General features: G+C 34.7%; 12 protein-coding genes. 9 read left to right on the plus strand and 3 right to left on the minus strand.

Translation table 11 applies throughout. The features are described from left to right. Window positions 1-336: 336 nt before the first annotated feature. Entirely contained in the window at window positions 337-3,216 is a 2,880-nt protein-coding gene (locus BLP44_RS00470; protein WP_091128132.1) for a helix-turn-helix and ligand-binding sensor domain-containing protein, read from the plus strand. A gap of 39 nt (window positions 3,217-3,255) precedes the next feature. On the opposite strand, the gene BLP44_RS00475 is transcribed toward BLP44_RS00470, so the two are convergent. Next, entirely contained in the window at window positions 3,256-4,539 is a 1,284-nt protein-coding gene (locus BLP44_RS00475) for a UDP-N-acetylmuramoyl-tripeptide--D-alanyl-D-alanine ligase (protein WP_091128137.1), read from the minus strand. 116 nt (window positions 4,540-4,655) lie between these two features. Continuing rightward, window positions 4,656-6,341, minus strand: coding sequence for a gliding motility lipoprotein GldJ (gldJ, locus tag BLP44_RS00480; RefSeq protein WP_008466671.1), 1,686 nt, complete (start codon window positions 6,339-6,341; stop codon window positions 4,656-4,658). Window positions 6,342-6,553: 212 nt separating this feature from the next. Between gldJ and porU the strand changes: the two genes are divergently transcribed. The 6 genes from porU to BLP44_RS00510 all read left to right on the plus strand — a co-directional run bounded on the left by porU (window position 6,554) and on the right by BLP44_RS00510 (window position 16,940). Next, window positions 6,554-10,390 (plus strand): type IX secretion system sortase PorU, encoded by a 3,837-nt coding sequence (porU, locus tag BLP44_RS00485; RefSeq protein ID WP_091128142.1) that lies wholly within the window; start codon window positions 6,554-6,556, stop codon window positions 10,388-10,390. A gap of 40 nt (window positions 10,391-10,430) precedes the next feature. Then, entirely contained in the window at window positions 10,431-11,636 is a 1,206-nt protein-coding gene (porV, locus tag BLP44_RS00490; RefSeq protein ID WP_091128144.1) for a type IX secretion system outer membrane channel protein PorV, read from the plus strand. 82 nt (window positions 11,637-11,718) lie between these two features. After that, window positions 11,719-12,201 (plus strand): cytidine deaminase, encoded by a 483-nt coding sequence (gene cdd, locus BLP44_RS00495; protein ID WP_091128148.1) that lies wholly within the window; start codon window positions 11,719-11,721, stop codon window positions 12,199-12,201. Between the two features lie 159 nt (window positions 12,202-12,360). Beyond that, complete coding sequence (gene pdhA, locus BLP44_RS00500; RefSeq protein ID WP_008466667.1) at window positions 12,361-13,359, plus strand: pyruvate dehydrogenase (acetyl-transferring) E1 component subunit alpha; 999 nt, start codon at window positions 12,361-12,363, stop codon at window positions 13,357-13,359. A gap of 4 nt (window positions 13,360-13,363) precedes the next feature. Beyond that, window positions 13,364-15,001, plus strand: a complete 1,638-nt coding sequence (locus BLP44_RS00505) for a pyruvate dehydrogenase complex dihydrolipoamide acetyltransferase (protein ID WP_091128152.1) — start codon at window positions 13,364-13,366, stop codon at window positions 14,999-15,001. Window positions 15,002-15,092: 91 nt separating this feature from the next. Beyond that, entirely contained in the window at window positions 15,093-16,940 is a 1,848-nt protein-coding gene (locus tag BLP44_RS00510; protein WP_091128156.1) for a hydrolase/aminopeptidase, read from the plus strand. A gap of 93 nt (window positions 16,941-17,033) precedes the next feature. On the opposite strand, the gene BLP44_RS00515 is transcribed toward BLP44_RS00510, so the two are convergent. Further along, a complete protein-coding gene (locus BLP44_RS00515) occupies window positions 17,034-17,264 on the minus strand; it encodes a hypothetical protein (protein ID WP_091128160.1) in 231 nt (76 codons plus the stop codon). 362 nt (window positions 17,265-17,626) lie between these two features. On the opposite strand from BLP44_RS00515, the gene BLP44_RS00520 reads away from it, so the two are divergent. Next, on the plus strand, window positions 17,627-18,157 hold the full coding sequence (locus tag BLP44_RS00520) for a carboxymuconolactone decarboxylase family protein (RefSeq protein ID WP_091128164.1): 531 nt from the start codon (window positions 17,627-17,629) through the stop codon (window positions 18,155-18,157). A 98-nt stretch (window positions 18,158-18,255) separates the two neighbouring features. Beyond that, the gene (locus BLP44_RS00525; protein ID WP_091129755.1) at window positions 18,256-19,134 is read left to right on the plus strand and encodes a helix-turn-helix domain-containing protein; all 879 of its coding nucleotides are present in this window, start codon (window positions 18,256-18,258) and stop codon (window positions 19,132-19,134) included. The last annotated feature ends 3 nt before the right edge of the window (window positions 19,135-19,137 follow it).

The raw sequence follows: 19,137 nt of genomic DNA on the forward strand, positions 1-19,137 counted from the left end.
AATTTTGGTTAATTAATTAGTAATTCATTGCAATTATAATGTTAAATTTTAATAAGTATTAGATTAAATTTCTTTACAAAAACACTTCAAATTAAATTTTAACACACTACAAAAACACAACATTTATTACATAATTAATTAATTTTCAATAATTTAATTTTGAAAAAAAAATGTTACAAAAATGTTAATTAAAAAAAACGTATATTACAGTAGTTTAGCAGTAAGTAATACGTTATAAATTAAAAATAATTTAAAAAATTCGATTTATTCTGTTTGATAAATCAACAATTTAAAATCAAAATAAAGCATTTATAATAAAAATATATTTAAAATTTTATGAAATCCGTAGTTAGATCTTTCGCATTGTTTTTATTATTTTTCTTACAAACGAAAAGTTTTTCTCAGGTAAAAAATATCGGAATTCCAGATATAAAAAATTATAAAAGATCAGAGTACAAAGGTGGAACTCAAAACTGGAGTATTGACCAAGATAAAAATGGAAATATTTATTTCGCAAATAACAGCGGTCTAATCCAATTTGACGGCTCTAACTGGCATAAATACTCTTTACCTAACAAATCTGAGATCAGAAGCTTGAAAATTGATGCCTTAGGAAGAATATTTGTTGGAGGAAATAACGAATTTGGTTATTTTAAAAATGATGAAAAGGGAATTTTAAAGTATCATTCTTTATACAATCTATTGAGCCCAATAGATAAAGAAAATATAAATCTAATTTGGAGAATTCATATTTTTAATGGAGAAGTTATTTTTCAGTCTTTTAGCAAAGTATTTTTTCTTAAAAATGAAAAAGTTACCACTCTAACCGCTCCTCACAAGTTCCAATTTTCTTTTTTGGTTAATAACCGTTTGTATTTTCAAGATAAAACGTTAGGAGTACTTGAATACAAAAACAGAAAACTTACAGCAATAAAAGGAACTACTGTTTTTAATGACAAAGAAATATGGTCTCTTTTTCAATTGCCAAACAACAAATTATTATACGCTACTTTAGAAAAAGGGTTGTTTATATCTGAAAATGGCATAATTAAACCGTGGGCAACAGAAGCCAACGAGTTTGTCAAGAAAAATACTTCGCTTGGCGGATCAATCATCAAAAACAAATTTATAATTCTTAATTCTGTATTGGACGGAGCCATTATCTGTGATTTAAACGGAAAAATAATCCAGCACTTAAATCGTCAAAAAGGTATTCAGAACAATACGATTCTCGCCTCTTTTGTTGACAAAAAGAGCAATATCTGGCTTGGGCTTGATAATGGTATTACCTTTGTAAATGAAAATTCGCCCTTTTCCTATTTTGATTACAGTTATAACATCGGTACAGTATACGCCTCAACAACACATAACGGAAACCTGTATGTAGCTACCAATCAGGGGTTATTTTACCATCCTTGGGGCGCTTCATTTAAAGACAGTCCATTCTCAAGAGTTGAAGGAACCATTTCTCAAGTTTGGAATATTCAAGTCTTAAATAATGTTTTAATATGCGCCAGTAATAGTGGGGCATTAATTATCGAAAACAACAGGGTGTCAAAAATACTAGACAACAAAGGATACTTTGGATTTAAAAAAATACCAGATCACGAAAATTATATTATAGGAGAAAGCTATAACGGATTCTCTGTTTTTAAACGATCGGCTACTGGATATGACTATCTGCATCAAGTAAAAGGATTTGATGAAACAACCAATAATTTTTCTGTAGAAATTGACGCAAATTATTTATGGCTGAAAAAAAATCCTTTTTTATATCAAGTAAAGTTATCCGAAGATTTAAAAAGATTTGATTTCATAAAAAAGCATGTCAACATTTCAGAAAAATTTAAAGGAATAAACAGTCTCCAAAACATTAACGGTAAAGTATATTTCCAAGTAAAAAATCATTTTTATAGATATTCTGTCGAACAAGAAACGTTTTTTGAAGATAAAAAAATAACGAAATTATTTGAGGGCATACCTACTATCAACACTTTAATTGAGGATTCTGCAGGAAACCTTTGGTACGCGTTTAATGAATCTCTTGGCGTATTAGTCAAAAATAATAATGGAACTTTTACCAAGAAGCAAGCGATATTTTCGAATTTAACAGGGAATTTGGTAAATAACTACATTTCGGTTAACGCAATAGATCCACAAAACATTTTCATTGGCTTAACAGATCGTTTGGCGCATTACAATTCGACTATTCCAAACACTTTTATGACAAAACCAAAAGCTTTTATTGAAAGCTTTACGAATCCTGGAGATACAATTTTGACTGGAAATCTAACAAATAAATTGGAATCATACAGCATACCGTACAAACACAATCGTGTCAAATTTACTTTTGCATCTCCAACGTACGAAAATCAGGAAAATGTAATGTACTCCTACAAATTAGAACCCTTTGAAGAGAACTGGCGCGGCTGGTCGTCTACAGCTATCAAAGAATACACGAATTTAAGGGAAGGCAATTATGTAATGAAACTAAAAGCCAGAAATAGTTATGGCATAGAATCGAATATTACCGAAGTCGAATTTACGGTATCGCCTCCTTGGTACAGACACTTTTTGGCTTATTTATTTTACTTGGTACTCATTTTACTTGGCGCTTATCTAATCTCAATCAGAATCAAACTGAAGATTAGAAAAAACAGGTATTATGAGACCATCGAACAGAGAAGATTATATCTTGAAAAGGAAGCGAAAATCAGACACGAACAGCATGATTTGGAAAAAGAAATTGAAAAACTGAAAAACGATAAGCTCCAAATCAAAATTTTAGCAAAAGATAAAGAACTAGTAAACAATTCCCTACAAGTTGTAAAAAAGAATAAAGTTTTAAATGGAATCATCCATAAACTAAAAGATATCGATACTGGAATTCTAGATGAAACTACTAAGGCTGAATTCAGCAAACTGCATAAAAGCATTGTAAAAGAAGTAAATACCGACAAGAGCTGGAAAGACTTGGAAAAACACATTAAAAACGTTCATTTTGAGTTCTTAAAGCGTTTAAAAGGCCAATATCCAACTATTTCTCCTAGAGAGTTGGATTTGTCAACTTATTTATTAATGAATATGTCGACCAAAGAAATAGCAGAAATTATGAATATTTCGACAGGCGGCGTTGAGTTAGCCCGTTACCGTTTAAGAAAGAAATTGGGATTAAACAAAAAAGAAAACCTAATTGGATTTTTAATGAGTATATAAAAAAAGAAAACCATTCAGTTTGAATGGTTTTCTTTTTTTTTAAATATAATCTAAAGTTCGCTCTAAGGCCATACCTCTCGAACCTTTTATCAATATCATATTGGAATCAAATTTGAAGGTTTTTAGAAATTCTGCAAAGGCATCAAATGTCTCAAAAAACTGAATATTTTCATTTGAAATTTTATTGGCAAAAAATGATTTTCCTATTAAGAAGCATTGTGCTTGTTTTTGATCTGCCAAAGAATCAACAATAACCTTATGCTCATAAAGGCTTTCGTCTCCCAATTCAAACATATCTCCAAGAATCATAATCTTATTTTTCTTGTCTAACTGTAAGAAATTAGTAATGGCAACAGCCATACTGCTCGGATTGGCATTATATGCATCTAAAATGATCTCATTTGATCCTTTTTGCATCATTTGAGATCTATTGTTGGCCGGGATATAATTTTCAATAGCGCTCTTTATATCGCTCTCTTTTACATAAAAGTATTTTCCAATTGCTGCAGCCGCATTAATATTATTAGCATTATAAAGTCCAATCAAATGTGATTCTACAGAAAAATCATCATAGTCAATAGCTACAAAAGGATTAGCAGCAATATTTTGAATATTTAGATTAGCATTTTCCTTTTTTACCCCGAAAGTAAATGATTTTATTCCTCTTGATTTCTCAATCTGAATAGGATCTTCAAGATTTACAAAAACAGTTTTCTGGTACGCTGCAAGATATTGATACATTTCACTTTTACCAGCAATCACCCCTTCAACTCCTCCAAAACCTTCCAAATGCGCTTTTCCGAAATTGGTTATGTAGCCAAAATCTGGTTGTGCAATCTGACATAGAAATTCGATTTCTTTTTGGTGATTGGCTCCCATTTCTACAATCCCAATTTCTGTTTCTTTGGTAAAAGAAAGCAAAGTTAATGGCACGCCTATATGATTGTTTAAATTGCCTACAGTCGCTTTTGTTTTAAACTTTTTTGACAGTACAACATTGATTAATTCTTTTGTAGTTGTTTTTCCGTTGCTGCCCGTTAAGGCAACAATTGGTAGAGCCAAATAAGCTCTGTGGAATTTTGCCAACTCTTGAAGCGTTTTCAGGCTGTTTTCCACCAAAATCGTCCTATCATCAATAAAATAAGATGCATTGTCAATAACAACAAATAAAGCACCTAAATCTAATGCTTCTTTAGCAAATGTATTCGCATCAAAATTCTCTCCCCTAATGGCGAAGAACATTGAATTCTTTTCGATTTTTCTTGTATCAATAGACAGGGAACTACACTGTAAAAACAAGTTATGAATGTCTTGAATATTCATTTATATATTTTTTAATAAGTCATAAAAGTAGAAAAAAACAATAAAAAAATTCCAAATTCCAGACTGAATATTCAGCTTTTGGAATTTGGAATTTTTAGTATTTGAATTCCTAAATCTTAGTTTCTAGGAGATTTTCTTTTTTCAGATTTTGAACCTACTCTAGACATTGCACATCTGAAACCAATATAGTCAGTTGCCATATCTTGAGGGAAATATCTTCTTTGAGCTGGATCTAACCAGTAAGCTCTATCTCTCCAAGATCCTCCTTTGTAAACTCTTACTTTATCATCGATTAAAGTTGTACGTTTACTAGAGTTATCATATTTTCTAATCATTTTTCCTAAACTGTCTGTTGTAACATTGTGTTTAGGAGAGTTGTACATTGCCTGATCTGCTTTTGGCCCAGACTCTGAATCACCAAAATCGAAAAATCTAGAAGATTGCTTATCACCATCTCTGTAGTTGATGTTATCGCTTTGGCTAAAATTTTGTCTTAAATAAGTTTCTTGTTCGTCAACAGGTACTTGAGCAATTTCTCCTGGAAGGTTTCTTGCAATAACTTTACCGTTACTTAAAGTGTCATATTTAATTGTAGATGTTGTAACAATTTCAATTTTACCATCTTTACCAATTTTGTTTTTAGCATATTGGTTACCTCTATAGTAGTTGAAATCATTTGCTTCGTTATCAATGATAGGTCTGTAAACGTCAGCTACCCATTCTGCAACGTTTCCTGCCATATCGTATAGACCGAAATCGTTTGGCGCATAACTTTTCACAGCATTTGTGATATCTGCTCCGTCATCTGACCAACCTGCAATTCCACCGTAATCACCGTTTCCTTGTTTAAAGTTAGCCAATTGATCACCTCTGTTTTTACGTTTGTTAGAACGTGTGTAATCTCCAGACCAAGGATATTTCTTTTGTCCTTTGTAGATATTGTATTCTCTTTGTCCAACGTCAGCTGCAGCCGCATATTCCCACTCAGCTTCTGTAGGAAGTCTATATTCTGGTAAAATAATTCCAGATGAACGTTGTGCGTAAACATTTTTCTCTTCTGGCACAACACCGTCTTTACCAGCTTTAGGTCTTCTTCCAGTTGGATTTTTCTTTAAAACGATTTCTTCGCTTGCACCACGTGATGTACTTGGAGACATTAAGTATCCTTCAGTATTAAATGCATTTTCAGCATTAACATCATTTGTTTTAGCTCCTTTTTTAAGATATCCGTTTTTCTCTAAAACAGCCTCGTTAACACGGTCTGTTCTCCATTTACTAAATTCAACTGCTTGAATCCAGTTCACACCAACTACAGGATAGTTAGCATAAGATGGGTGTCTTAAATAGTTGTTAGTCATCGTTTCGTTGTATCCTAAACGATTTCTCCAAACTAATGTATCAGGAGATGCTCCTTCGTAAATGTTTTTGTAATTTTCTTCTGTTGGCGGGAAAACTTTCTTTAACCACTCTAGGTATTCTAAGTACATACCGTTCGTAACTTCAGTTTCATCCATATAGAATGATTGAACGTGTTGTTGAGTTGGCGTGTTATTCCAATCGTGCATAACATCATCCTGTACTTTACCCATAGTAAACGTACCTCCTTCAACAAAAACTAAACCAGGACCAGCCTGTTGTTTTTTACCTGCATTTCTGGCAGCAGTTCCATTCTGACTATCTACATCCCAGCCAGTAGCTCTAGAAGCGTGAGTGGAACTCGATTTTTTGCTACAACTAGCCGTGCCCAACATCAATACCATTGACATCATTAACTGCAAGACTACAATTTTGTTTACTTTCATACTCATTCTTAGGTGATAAATTTAGGTGCTGCAATATAATAATTAACATTTAATTGGCAACATCTGTTCTAATAATTTTATTTAGCTGTTTTTTACCAGAAAATAACCTTTAGTTACGAACGCAAAAATATACTTTTTATTATTACTATAACATGAAATACTATATTTTTACTTACTAATTATTTTTTAATTAAATTTCGCCTTTTTAACAGATGAAGCAAGCATTTCTAATTTACATTTTTTTAATCCCAATTCTCTCATTCTCACAGTTAAATGGGACGATAACAATCGATTGGCAAAATAAGAAAGAGGTAAATTATGGCGAAAACAAAATTATAATTCCATACTTCTCAGGAAGCAGTTTCCGCTTCGACATTACAAAAAAAAGCATAACATTGCTTCAAAACTTAAATCAGTCTGGCATTTCAAACGGCAGTTCAGCACAAATTAACAACATAGTTTACGAATCAATTTCTCGAGCTGATTTAGGAGATTTAACACCCGAAAACATACCTGAAAAGCCAAATGAATCTGTAATAATTACAAACGCAAGAGATATAAAATATTCTTTTCTTTCTTTGTCTCCTATAATTAAGGAAGGAAACAGCTACAAACGCATAAAATCCTTTTCTTACTTTATTAGCAATTCAAACTCACGAACCGCATCGACTTCTTCATTTCAAAAATCGGCAGCAATAATAAATTCTGTTTTGGCCTCTGGCGAATGGTATCGGTTTTATATTCAGAAATCAGGCGTTTACAGAATAGACAGGTCTTTTTTACAAAGTTTAGGATTTGACGCTTCTAAAGTTGACCCAAGAAGAATAAAAATTTATGGAAATGGCGGAAGAATGCTTCCTCTTGCCAACAGCACTTATTATCCCAATGACTTAACAGAAAATGCCATACAGATAGCTGGCGAAAACGATGGTGTTTTTAACAATGAAGATTATATTCTTTTTTATGCCGAAGGAACTGACAATTGGAATTCTGAAAGCCAGACCAACTTAAATTTATATGATAGCAAATCCTACTATTATATTACCGCTTCTGGAGGAGATGGAAAACGCATTCAAAATCTAAATCAGCCGACAGGAAACAGCACTTTAGAGTTAAACACGTTTGATGACTATCAATACCACGAAATTGATCAAACCAATATTGTGCATCTTGGACGCCAGTGGCTCGGAGAATCATTTGATATTAACCAAGAACAGGAATTCTCCTTCAGCTTTCCAAACCTCGACACTTCTGTACCTGTAAAAATGGAGGTAAGCGCAGCAGCTGCATCATTAACCACCACTTCTTTTGCCATAACAGCCAACGGACAAAATGCAGGTTCGATAAGCTTTCCGCCGTTAATAGCCAACTCTGACACCAAATACACAACAGGAAAGCTCCCTTCAAATACCGAATTTACCGGAGCCGACAATATCAAAATAAAACTTACCTATAATAATAATGGTGTTCCAGGATCAAAAGGCTATTTGGATTACATCAACTTAACCGCAAAACGAAAACTGTTAGGCACTGGCAAGCAATTCCATTTTCAACACAATGCAGCAGGCTCTACGGCTGGAATCGTCAATTACACAATTGGAAATGCATCACCGATAACGCAAATCTGGGACGTCACAGACCTATATAATGTTTCTAAAATTGAAAATGCCAATCAGTCTTCTTTTAGCTTTAAAGCTAATTTAGGAGAAGTTAGAAAATACGTTGCCATAGATCCTTCTGATTATTACGCTCCATTAAAAGAAAATCAATCAAAAATTGCCAATCAGAATTTAAAAGGAACACTTTTTAGAAACAGTCAAAATGTTTTTCAAGATATTGATTATGTTATTGTGACCCCAAAATCTTTAGCGTCTCAAGCCGAGCGATTAGCCAATTTTCATAGAACAAACTCCGGCTTAAACGTAAAAGTTATTTCTTTAGAAAACATCTATCAAGAATTTTCTTCAGGCAAACAAGATATTGCCGCTATTAGAAATTGTGTCAAATATATTTACGACAATGCTTCTTCATCAGATAAGAGAGTACGTTACTTAAATTTATTTGGAGACGCTTCGTATGACTACAAAGACAGAATTCCAAATAACACTAATATTGTACCTATATATCAATCTCTAATAAGCAATACTGTAGGCGAAGCTTCATTTCCCTCTGATGATTTTTATGGACTAATGGACTCCAACGAAGGAGTTATTATTCCGTCTCTTGCTGGGATTGATATTGCTTTAGGAAGAATGCTGGTTTCAGACAACGCACAAGCTCAGGAAATGGTAAACAAAGTCATAGAATATCATGACACAAAATCTTATGGAAATTGGAGAAACAATATCGTTTTAATTAGCGATGACTCTGATAGATCTGGCGACCAGACTTTACAAGCAAACCAAAATGCTCTCGCAGATCAAATCGCTACTGAAAAGCCTTTTTTTAATATCGATAAAATCTTTTTGGACGCCTATACACAGGAAGCTTCCGCTGGTGGATCGCGATATCCGAAAGCAAGAACAGATTTTTTTAATGCTTTTGAAAAAGGCGCTCTTATATTTAATTATTTAGGACATGGTGGCGAAGATGGACTGGCTAGCGAAAGAATTTGGGAGAAATCTGACGGGCAAAACCTTGCCAATCAGTACAAATATCCCCTATTCATTACCATTACATGCGAATTTTCCCGTTTTGACGACCCAACAAGACCAACAGCTGGAGAATACGTGTATTGGAATCCAAAAGGAGGCGCAATTTCAATGCTGACCACTGTTAGAGAAATCGGACAGACAAATGCTGAAGAATTCAACAAAACAATTAGCAAAAATCTTCTTTCTTATGGCTCAAATCAATATAACACTATCGCCGAATCTTTAAGAATATCCAAAAATGAAAATCCGAGCTCTTCGAGCAATGTTGTCTTTTATATAGGCGATCCCGCTTTAATGCTTTCTATTCCAAAACCACGAATTAATTTAACGAAAGTAAACGATATTGTGATTTCACAAACTATTCCTGATTTAAAATCATTATCAAAAATTAAAATTTCAGGAGAAATCACAGATGAAAATAACACTCTTTTAAGCAATTACAATGGAGAATTAGCCACAGCTATATTTGACAAACTAATTACAAATACTACTTTAAACAATGATGGTTTTAGCCCGCCAATGCAATTTAAAACACTTGGGGAAACTATTTTTAGAGGAAATGCATCTGTCACCAACGGACAATTTGAATTTAGTTTTGTGGTTCCTAGAGACATCAGAATACCTGTAGACAATGGAAGAATCAGCTTTTATTCGAAAAGAAATGAATCATTAGAAAACCAAACTGGCTACAACAACACAATTAAAATTGGAGGAATAAACGAAAATGCACCGCAGGACAATATAAGTCCAAAAGTGAAGTTATATATGAACGATGAAACTTTTGTATCGGGAGGAATTACAAATGAATCGCCATTTCTTTTGGCATTTTTAGAAGACGAGAACGGAATAAATACAGCAAGCGGAATCGGCCATGATATTGTCGCTATTTTAGATGGAGACGTGAGTAATCCTTATATTTTGAACGATTACTATCAAACAAAATTAGACGATTACACTAACGGAAATCTACGTTTTCCATTCCGAAATTTAGCTCCTGGACTGCACACCATAAGTTTTACTGCTTGGGATGTTTACAATAATCCCGTTACGAGTGAAATCCAATTTACAGTTGTAGGAGACGATTCCTTGACATTATCACACGTTCTTAATTACCCAAATCCATTTTCAACTTATACACAATTTTGGTTTTCTCATAATAGACCTTATGAGCCATTAGATGTGCAAGTTCAGGTAATGACTATTACAGGAAAAGTAGTCTGGACAAAAAATCAAACCGTTACGACAGAAGGATTTTTATCTAGAGAAATAACATGGGACGGAAGAGACGATTTTGGCGATAGAATCGGAAAAGGAGTGTATATTTACAAACTGACTGTAAAATCTAATTTAACAAATAAAAAAGCAGAAAAATACGAAAAGCTTGTCATCCTATAATATTATATATATTTGCATCACCAAAACACTAATCCAATAAATGAAAAAACTATCACTTTTATTAATTTGTATTTTTAGCATTTACACTTCAAAGGCTCAGGAATCAAGGCCTATAGTCACTGGAGTGCCATTTTTATTAGTCGCTGCTGATGCTAGAGCAGCAGGTTTGGCTGACCAAGGTGTTGCCACTTCTGCAGACGTTTTCTCACAACAATGGAATCCTGCTAAGTATGCATTTTCTGAAGATGCACAAGGTCTTTCTATCAGCTACACTCCTTATTTAACCGATCTTGCCAATGATATTTCATTGGGTCAAGTTACGTATTACAACAAAATCAACGAACGAAGCGCGTTTGCAGGAAGTTTCCGTTATTTTGGTTTTGGAGGAATCGAGCTAAGATATACTGGAGATCCGAATGAGGCAGTAAGAGAAGTTAATCCTAACGAATTTGCTTTAGACGGATCATATTCGCTTAAACTAAGCGACAAATTCTCTATGGCTGTTGCTGCGCGTTTTATTAATTCGAATTTAAAAGTTGCTTCAGAAGAAGTTGACGCCACATCTGCAAGCTCTTTTGCTGTTGATGTAGCCGCTTTTTATCAATCAGAAGAAATTGCTTATCAGGATTTCAACGGAAGATGGAGAGCTGGTATCAACCTTCAGAATATGGGGCCAAAAATCAGTTACGACAATGACAATGTAAGCTCAAACTTCTTACCTGCCAATTTAAGATTAGGAGGAGGATTTGATTTTATTTTTGACGATTATAACAAACTTACTTTAAGCGCTGAACTTACTAAACTTTTAGTTCCAACACCTCCAGGAATCGGAACACCAGTTGACGTAAATGGCGACGGAGATTATGACGATCCAGAAGATATTTCTCAACAAGAAGCAACAGATATTGGCTATAGAAATTATAACGATATTGGCTGGTTTGAAGGAATGTTCAAATCTTTTGGCGATGCTCCAGGCGGATTTAAAGAAGAAATGAAAGAGGTAACTTACAGTATCGCTGGAGAATACATGTATCAAGATGCATTTGCTTTCCGTTTAGGATATTACCACGAAAGCCCAGAGAAAGGTGCTAAGCAATTTTTCTCTTTAGGAGCAGGATTTAAGTACAACATCATGAAAATTGATGTTTCGTACCTATTCTCTGCGTCTAAAATAAAAAATCCATTAGAAAACACACTTCGTTTCTCTTTAACGTTTAACTTTGGAGACAAATACGACAATTACTAAAGAAAAAAAGATTACAATAAAAAATAATTCAATCCAAATTCCGGCATTTTAGGAATTTGGATTTTTTTTCCCTTATAAACAGATGAAAGAAATCAATATAACCTCTTCATTTACAATATTTGATAATTTAAATGAACTTCCAGCCGAAATTCAGGATTTAATGAATCAAGCTGTAGAAATCAGAAAAAAAGCTTATGCACCTTATTCAAAGTTTAAAGTTGGCGCTGCGTTACTTCTAGATAATGGAAAAGTTATTTTAGGTTCCAATCAAGAAAATGCGGCTTATCCTTCTGGACTTTGCGCTGAACGAACCGCTATTTTTTATGCGGGAAGCGCTTATCCTGAAGCAAAAATCTTGAAAATGGCAATTACAGCAGCTTCAGACACCAATCAGACCACTGCTCCTATTCCGCCTTGCGGATCTTGCCGGCAATCAATAGCAGAATATGAGATAAAACAAGACACTCCTATAGAAATCTATTTTATGGGAGAAATTGGCGAAGTTTACAAATCTTCATCTTTGAAAAACTTACTCCCTTTGATGTTCGACAAAAAGTTCTTGTAAAAAAAAGCCAAAAAGTAGTCATTTAATTTTAGTTCTTAAATGTAATGTCTTATTTTTGCATCCCGACCTTTCGGGCGCAAATTTGTGGGAGGAAACTATTTTGCGTTACAGGCACAATAATCGATAACACAAACAACTTTAGCAAAAGAAAGAATTCAGATGAAAGAAGTTACAAAAGAGGTATATTTAAAGTGGTATGAGGACATGCTGCTTTGGAGAAAGTTTGAAGACAAACTTGCAGCATTATACATCCAACAAAAAGTTAGAGGTTTTCTACACCTATATAATGGTCAAGAAGCTGTATTAGCTGGCGCATTGCACGCTATGGATTTGACCAAAGACAAAATGATCACTGCTTACAGAAACCACGTTCAGCCAATTGGTATGGGAGTTGATCCTAGAAACGTAATGGCAGAACTTTTAGGAAAAGCAACAGGGACTTCTAAAGGTATGGGAGGTTCTATGCACATTTTCTCTAAAGAACATGGTTTTTATGGTGGGCACGGAATCGTTGGTGCTCAAATTCCTGTGGGAGCTGGTATTGCTTTCGCAGACAAATATTTTAACACTGGCGGTGTTACCTTAACTTATTTTGGTGACGGAGCTGCTAGACAAGGTTCTCTTCACGAAGCTTTCAATATGGCAATGTTATGGAAACTTCCAGTTGTGTTTATCGTTGAAAACAACGGTTATGCAATGGGAACTTCTGTAGAAAGAACTGCAAACCACACTGACATCTGGAAATTAGGTTTAGGTTACGAAATGCCTTGCGGACCTGTTGACGGAATGAACCCTGTAAAAGTTGCTGAAGCAATGCACGAAGCTATCGAAAGAGCTCGTCGCGGAGATGGACCAACTTTCCTTGAAATGAAAACGTACCGTTACAGAGGACACTCTATGTCTGATGCACAATTATACCGTTCTAAAGAAGAGGTTGAAGAGTACAAAAAAATCGACCCAATTACTCAAGTTCTTGATGTAATCTTGGATCAAAAATATGCTACTGAAGAAGAAATTGAAGTAATTGACCAAAGAGTTAAAGACTTAGTTGAAGAGTGTGCGAAATTTGCTGAAGAATCTCCATATCCAGACTTACAACAATTATACGATGTAGTATACGCACAGGAAGACTATCCATTTACACCTCATAAATTATAATATCATGGCGATTAAAGTAACTATGCCTCGTTTGAGCGATACTATGACTGAAGGAACGGTAGCGACTTGGCTTAAAAAAGTAGGCGACAAAGTAAGCGAAGGTGATATCTTAGCTGAAATTGAAACAGACAAAGCAACAATGGAGTTCGAATCTTTTAACGAAGGAACTCTTTTACATATCGGAATTCAAGCTGGAGAAACTGCTCCTGTTGATTCATTATTAGCAATCATTGGTAAAGAAGGAGAAGATATTTCTGCTCTTTTAGCTGGTGGTGACGCTCCAGCTGCTGAAGCTCCAAAAGCGGATGCTCCTGCTGCTGAAGCAAAAACTGAAGCTGCTGCTCCTGCAAAAGCTGCAGCTGAATTACCAAAAGGTGTTGTAGTAGTAACTATGCCACGTTTAAGTGATACAATGACAGAAGGTACAGTAGCCACTTGGTTGAAAAAAGTGGGCGATACTGTAGCTGAAGGAGATATTTTAGCAGAAATTGAAACTGACAAAGCTACTATGGAGTTTGAGTCTTTCAATGCTGGAACATTATTATACATCGGAATTCAAGAAGGAAGCACTGCTCCTGTTGACAGTTTATTAGCTATCATCGGACCTGCAGGAACTGACATTTCTGGTGTTGCTGATAACTTTACTGCTGGTGGCGCTGCAACCGCAAGTGCTCCTGCTGCTGAAGAAACAAAAGCTGCTGCTGCGCAAGCTACACAAGCTGTTGCTGAAACTTCAAACGGAGGAAGAATTTTAGCTTCTCCATTAGCTAAAAAAATTGCTTCTGATAAAGGAATTCAATTAAGCCAAGTTAAAGGATCTGGAGAAAACGGAAGAATCGTAAAAAGCGATATCGAAAACTTTACTCCATCTCCTCAGGCACAAACTGCTGCTTCAGCACCTGCTGCTAAACAAGAATCATCTGCTCCTGCTGCTCCAAAAGTATTCGTTCCTGCTGGTGAAGTTTACACAGAAGAGATCAAAAATTCTCAAATGCGTAAAATCATTGCAAAACGTCTTTCTGAATCTTTATTTACTGCGCCTCACTACAACTTAGTGATCGAAGTAAGTATGGACGAAGCTATGCAAGCCAGAGCTGCTATCAACAGCGTTCCAGATACAAAAGTATCTTTCAACGATATGGTGATCAAAGCTTGTGCTTTAGCATTGAAAAAACACCCAAAAATCAACTCTACTTGGAAAGAAGATGCTATCATCATCAACCACCACGTAAACATTGGTGTTGCTGTAGCTGTTGAAGACGGATTAGTAGTTCCTGTATTGAAATTTACAGATGCTATGAGTTTATCTCAAATTGGAGGTTCAGTGAGAGATCTTGCTGGAAGAGCTAAAAACAAAAAATTAGGACCACAAGAAATGGAAGGAAGTACTTTTACAGTATCTAACCTTGGTATGTTTGGTATCACTGAATTCAATTCAATTATCAACCAGCCAAACTCTGCAATCCTTTCTGTAGGAGCAATTGTTGAGAAACCAGTAGTTAAAAACGGTCAAATTGTAGTTGGAAACACAATGATGTTATCATTAGCTTGCGACCACAGAACAATTGACGGTGCAACTGGAGCTCAGTTCTTACAAACATTAAAACAATACATCGAAAGCCCAGTTACAATGTTGGCGTAATCGTTGTTAATTTTATAATTAAATCCCATTTTGTTTATTCAAAATGGGATTTTTTATTTAATTTTCATCCTCAAATTCAAAACCTCGCAAAATGAAGAAACTAATTCTTGTCACTTTATTTCTGACAGCAATTGCCTGCCAGAAAAAAGAGAAAACAGAAAAAACTGCTGCTGTTACAGACGAACACAGTTACTCTAAACCAGAACTTGCTGTTGCAAAACATCTTGATTTGGACATCAAAGTTGATTTTGACACTCAGACCATTTCAGGAAAAGCATCTTGGACAATTGATAACATCAGTAAAGGAAATGAAATTATTTTCGACGAAAACACTTTAAATATTACCAAAGTAACTTTAGGCGACGAAGAAAAAGAAACTAAATTCGAGCTTGGAAAAGACACAGAATTTCACGGGAAACCGCTTCATATCACTATTGAACCCAACACGACTAAAGTAAACATTTACTACAACACCACTAAAGATGGTGTTGCACTACAATGGCTTAAACCAGAACAAACTGCAGACAAAAAGAAACCTTTTGTTTTCTCTCAAGGCGAAAGCGTTTGGTCTAGAACTTGGATTCCATGTCAAGATTCGCCAGGAGTTCGTTTTACTTACAATGCAAAAGTTACGGTTCCGAAAGATTTATTAGCGGTTATGAGCGCTGTAAATCCGCAGAAGAAAAATGACACTGGAGTTTATACTTTCAAACAAGACAAAGCAATTCCTTCTTATTTAATGGCAATTGCAGTTGGAGACATCGAATTTCAGGCAATAGACAAAAGAACTGGAGTTTATGCAGAACCATCTGTTTTAAAAAGCGCTGCTTATGAATTTGCTGAGCTAGGCAAAATGGTAAATGCAGCAGAAAAATTATACGGACCATACAGATGGGGACGTTATGATGTTTTGGTTTTACCTCCAAGTTTCCCTTATGGCGGAATGGAGAATCCAAACTTGACTTTCTTAACTCCGGGAGTACTGGCTGGAGATCGTTCGCTTACAAGTTTGCTTGCACACGAATTAGGACACAGCTGGAGCGGAAACTTAGTTACAAATGCCACTTGGGATGATATTTGGTTAAACGAAGGTTTCACTACTTATGTTGAACACAGAATTGGAGAAGCAATCTTCGGAAAAAAAGAATTTGACATGCAAAACGTTATCACCAACAAAGAATTGGTTGATAATGTTGCTGAATATGGAGATACAAATCCAGATACAAGATTAAAAGTTAGTTTGACAGGAAGAAATCCTGACGACGGAATTAGCATGATTCCTTATGTAAAAGGATACTCTTTTTTAAGAGTTATTGAAAATGCCGTTGGACGCGATAAATTTGATCCGTTTATCAAAAATTATTTTGATTCTCATGCTTTTCAATCTATCACAACAGAAGATTTTGTAAAGTATTTAAACGAAAATCTTATCAAAGACGATAAAGCTTTAGCAGATAAAATCCAATTAGACAATTGGATTTACAAACCTGGAATTCCATCAAACATCGTTCCTGTAAGTTCAGCAGAATTTGACGCAATTGATGCCATCCAAAAAAGCTGGAGAGAAACGGGCGTTGCAGGTTTAAGCAAAAAAATCACCACAACTGCGGAAAAACAACATTTTATAGATCATCTTCCAGCTGATATTACAGCAAAAGAAATGGAAGCAATTGATAAAGAATTCAACTTTACTAAAGGAGGTAATTTTATTATTAAACGTCAATGGTTTGTTCAAGCCATTCGTCATCAATATAAAGCTGCTGATCCTGCAATTGAGCAATTCTTAATTGGAAGCAGCAGAACTGGATCTATCATGATGCTTTACAAAGAAATGGTCAAAACTCCAGAAGGAAAAGTTTGGGCCAAAAAAGTTTTTGACAAAGCAAAATCTGGTTATCATGCAACCACTATTCAGGATGCTGCAAGTGTTTTGAAATAGTTTTTTCAAAATTATAACTCTAAAAAGAGGCTGTTCCTAAAGAACAGCCTCTTTTTTTACACCTTATTTGTCATTTCGACGAAGAAGAAATCTTCACAAGAAGCTCAACAAAGATTGGATTCTCATTGCGGAGTTACTCGCGAAGATTTCTCCTTCGTCGAAATTGTAAAAGTCACTTATTTCGGTAACAGATTTATCATTTCGATTGGCTTTTTTATGAACGGGATGGGTCTTGTTTTTTACCTGCTCATATTCTTTTATCAAAAAACGATACTTTTCTAAATAGTTTCTCTCTAATGTTGAATCCTGACTGTTATTTCTCATCACAACAAAATTTATTAAAGGTAAATTTTGTTACCGAAATATCTAACCTTTACAGAAATGACAAGATTGTGTTAATTGTTTGCAGAATTTCTAAGTGCGATCCTTCCTTCATCAGGATGACAAACTAAACGAAAACAATCTTATAAAAACGAGTGCCCTAGCCCCGATAGAAGTGGAAATCCTTTTGTGCCGGTGTTCGGCACAAAAGATTGGAACGGATAGCGGGAAATAGCTCCTAAAAAACATCAGGGAAAATTATCCATCACATAGCGTACATTCTCCATGTTTTAAAATCTGCAATCGTCGCAACTTTGTAATGTCAAAAGACAACAACAAATAACAACTTTAAAAAATTAAATAAAATGGCACGATTAACAGCTTTAAACCCAGAAGAAGCAACAGGAAAAACTAAAGATTTATTCAACGCAGTTCAAGCAAAACTAGGCGTTGTACCAAACATGATGAGAACAATGGGGAATTCTCCAGCGGTTCTGGAAGGATATCTAAACTTAAGTGGCGCTTTGAGCCACGGAAAATTAAGCGCAAAAACTGGTGAATTAATCGCTTTAGCAGTTTCAGAAAGCAACTCTTGTGATTACTGTTTAGCAGCACACACTTATATTGGAGAAAAATTAGTAAAAGCAGATCCAGCAGTTTTAAAAGCAGCAAGATCTGGAAATTCTGATGACGCGAAAACAGAAGCGATTTTACAATTGGCCAAAACACTAATCAGTAAAGGCGGTTTAGTAAACGATGAAGATGTAAATAAAGCCAAAAATGCAGGAGTTTCTGATGCTGAAATTGCAGAAACTATCGGTCACGTAGCTTTAAACGTTTTAACAAACTACTTTAATAATGTAGCAAATACTGAAATAGACTTCCCAACAGTCTAATCAAGATTTACACATTTACTATAACAAAAAACAATTTATAAAGATAGCTGTGAATTTATTTCATGGCTATCTTTATACTTTCTAAAACAAAAGAAATCATGAGTTCTCAAAATGTTTTTACTTTAATCAATCCGCAGAATGGTAATTTGGCTTTCAAGATTCTTCCTTTTGATGATAACAGCCATTTCGACCATTTACAGCGCAACAATTATTATTCTTTGATTTGGGTCACCAAAGGAAAAGGCAAAGTAAAAGCTGATTTTGCAGAACATCATTTTGAAGAAAACTCACTTCTCGCCTTTTCTCCGTATCAGCCTTTTATGCTTTGTGTAAGCGAACCAATTGAAGGAATTGCCATTCATTTTCACCCTGATTTTTATTGCATTCATATGCACCAAAAAGAGGTTTCCTGCAACGGCGTGTTATTCAACAATATTTACCAACCTCCATATGTTCAAGTTACAGAACAAGCTTCGCAAACTTTTAATATGGTAATTGATCAAATGAAAGCTGAAATTCAAAACGCAGAATTGGCACAATATGAATTGCTAATTTCTTATTTAAAGATTTTTCTAATTACGGCTTCAAGGCTAAAAACAGAGCAATTGGAAGAAATGAAATCGGTTCCAGATTCTAAAGAACCTGTCATTCTTCAAAGCTTAAAAGATGCGATTGAATTGAATTTTAAAACCAAACATTCAGCCGGAAATTATGCCGAATTATTGAATATTTCTCCAAAAGCATTAGCGAAATTGTCTAAGAATTATTTCAATAAAACTTTAACTGATTTAATTTCGGAAAGAATTATTATTGAAGCTAAAAGAGAACTTTATCTAACCAACAAAACTGTAAAAGAAATCGCGTACGAATTAGGCTATGACGATGAGCATTATTTCAGCCGTTTCTTTAAGACGAATGCCGATGTTTCTCCTCAAATTTATCGTGAAACAGTAGGTTTTGGCAAAATGGAAGCTTAGTTT

It is taken from the genome of Flavobacterium anhuiense (assembly GCF_900101855.1).
GTDB lineage: Bacteria > Bacteroidota > Bacteroidia > Flavobacteriales > Flavobacteriaceae > Flavobacterium > Flavobacterium anhuiense.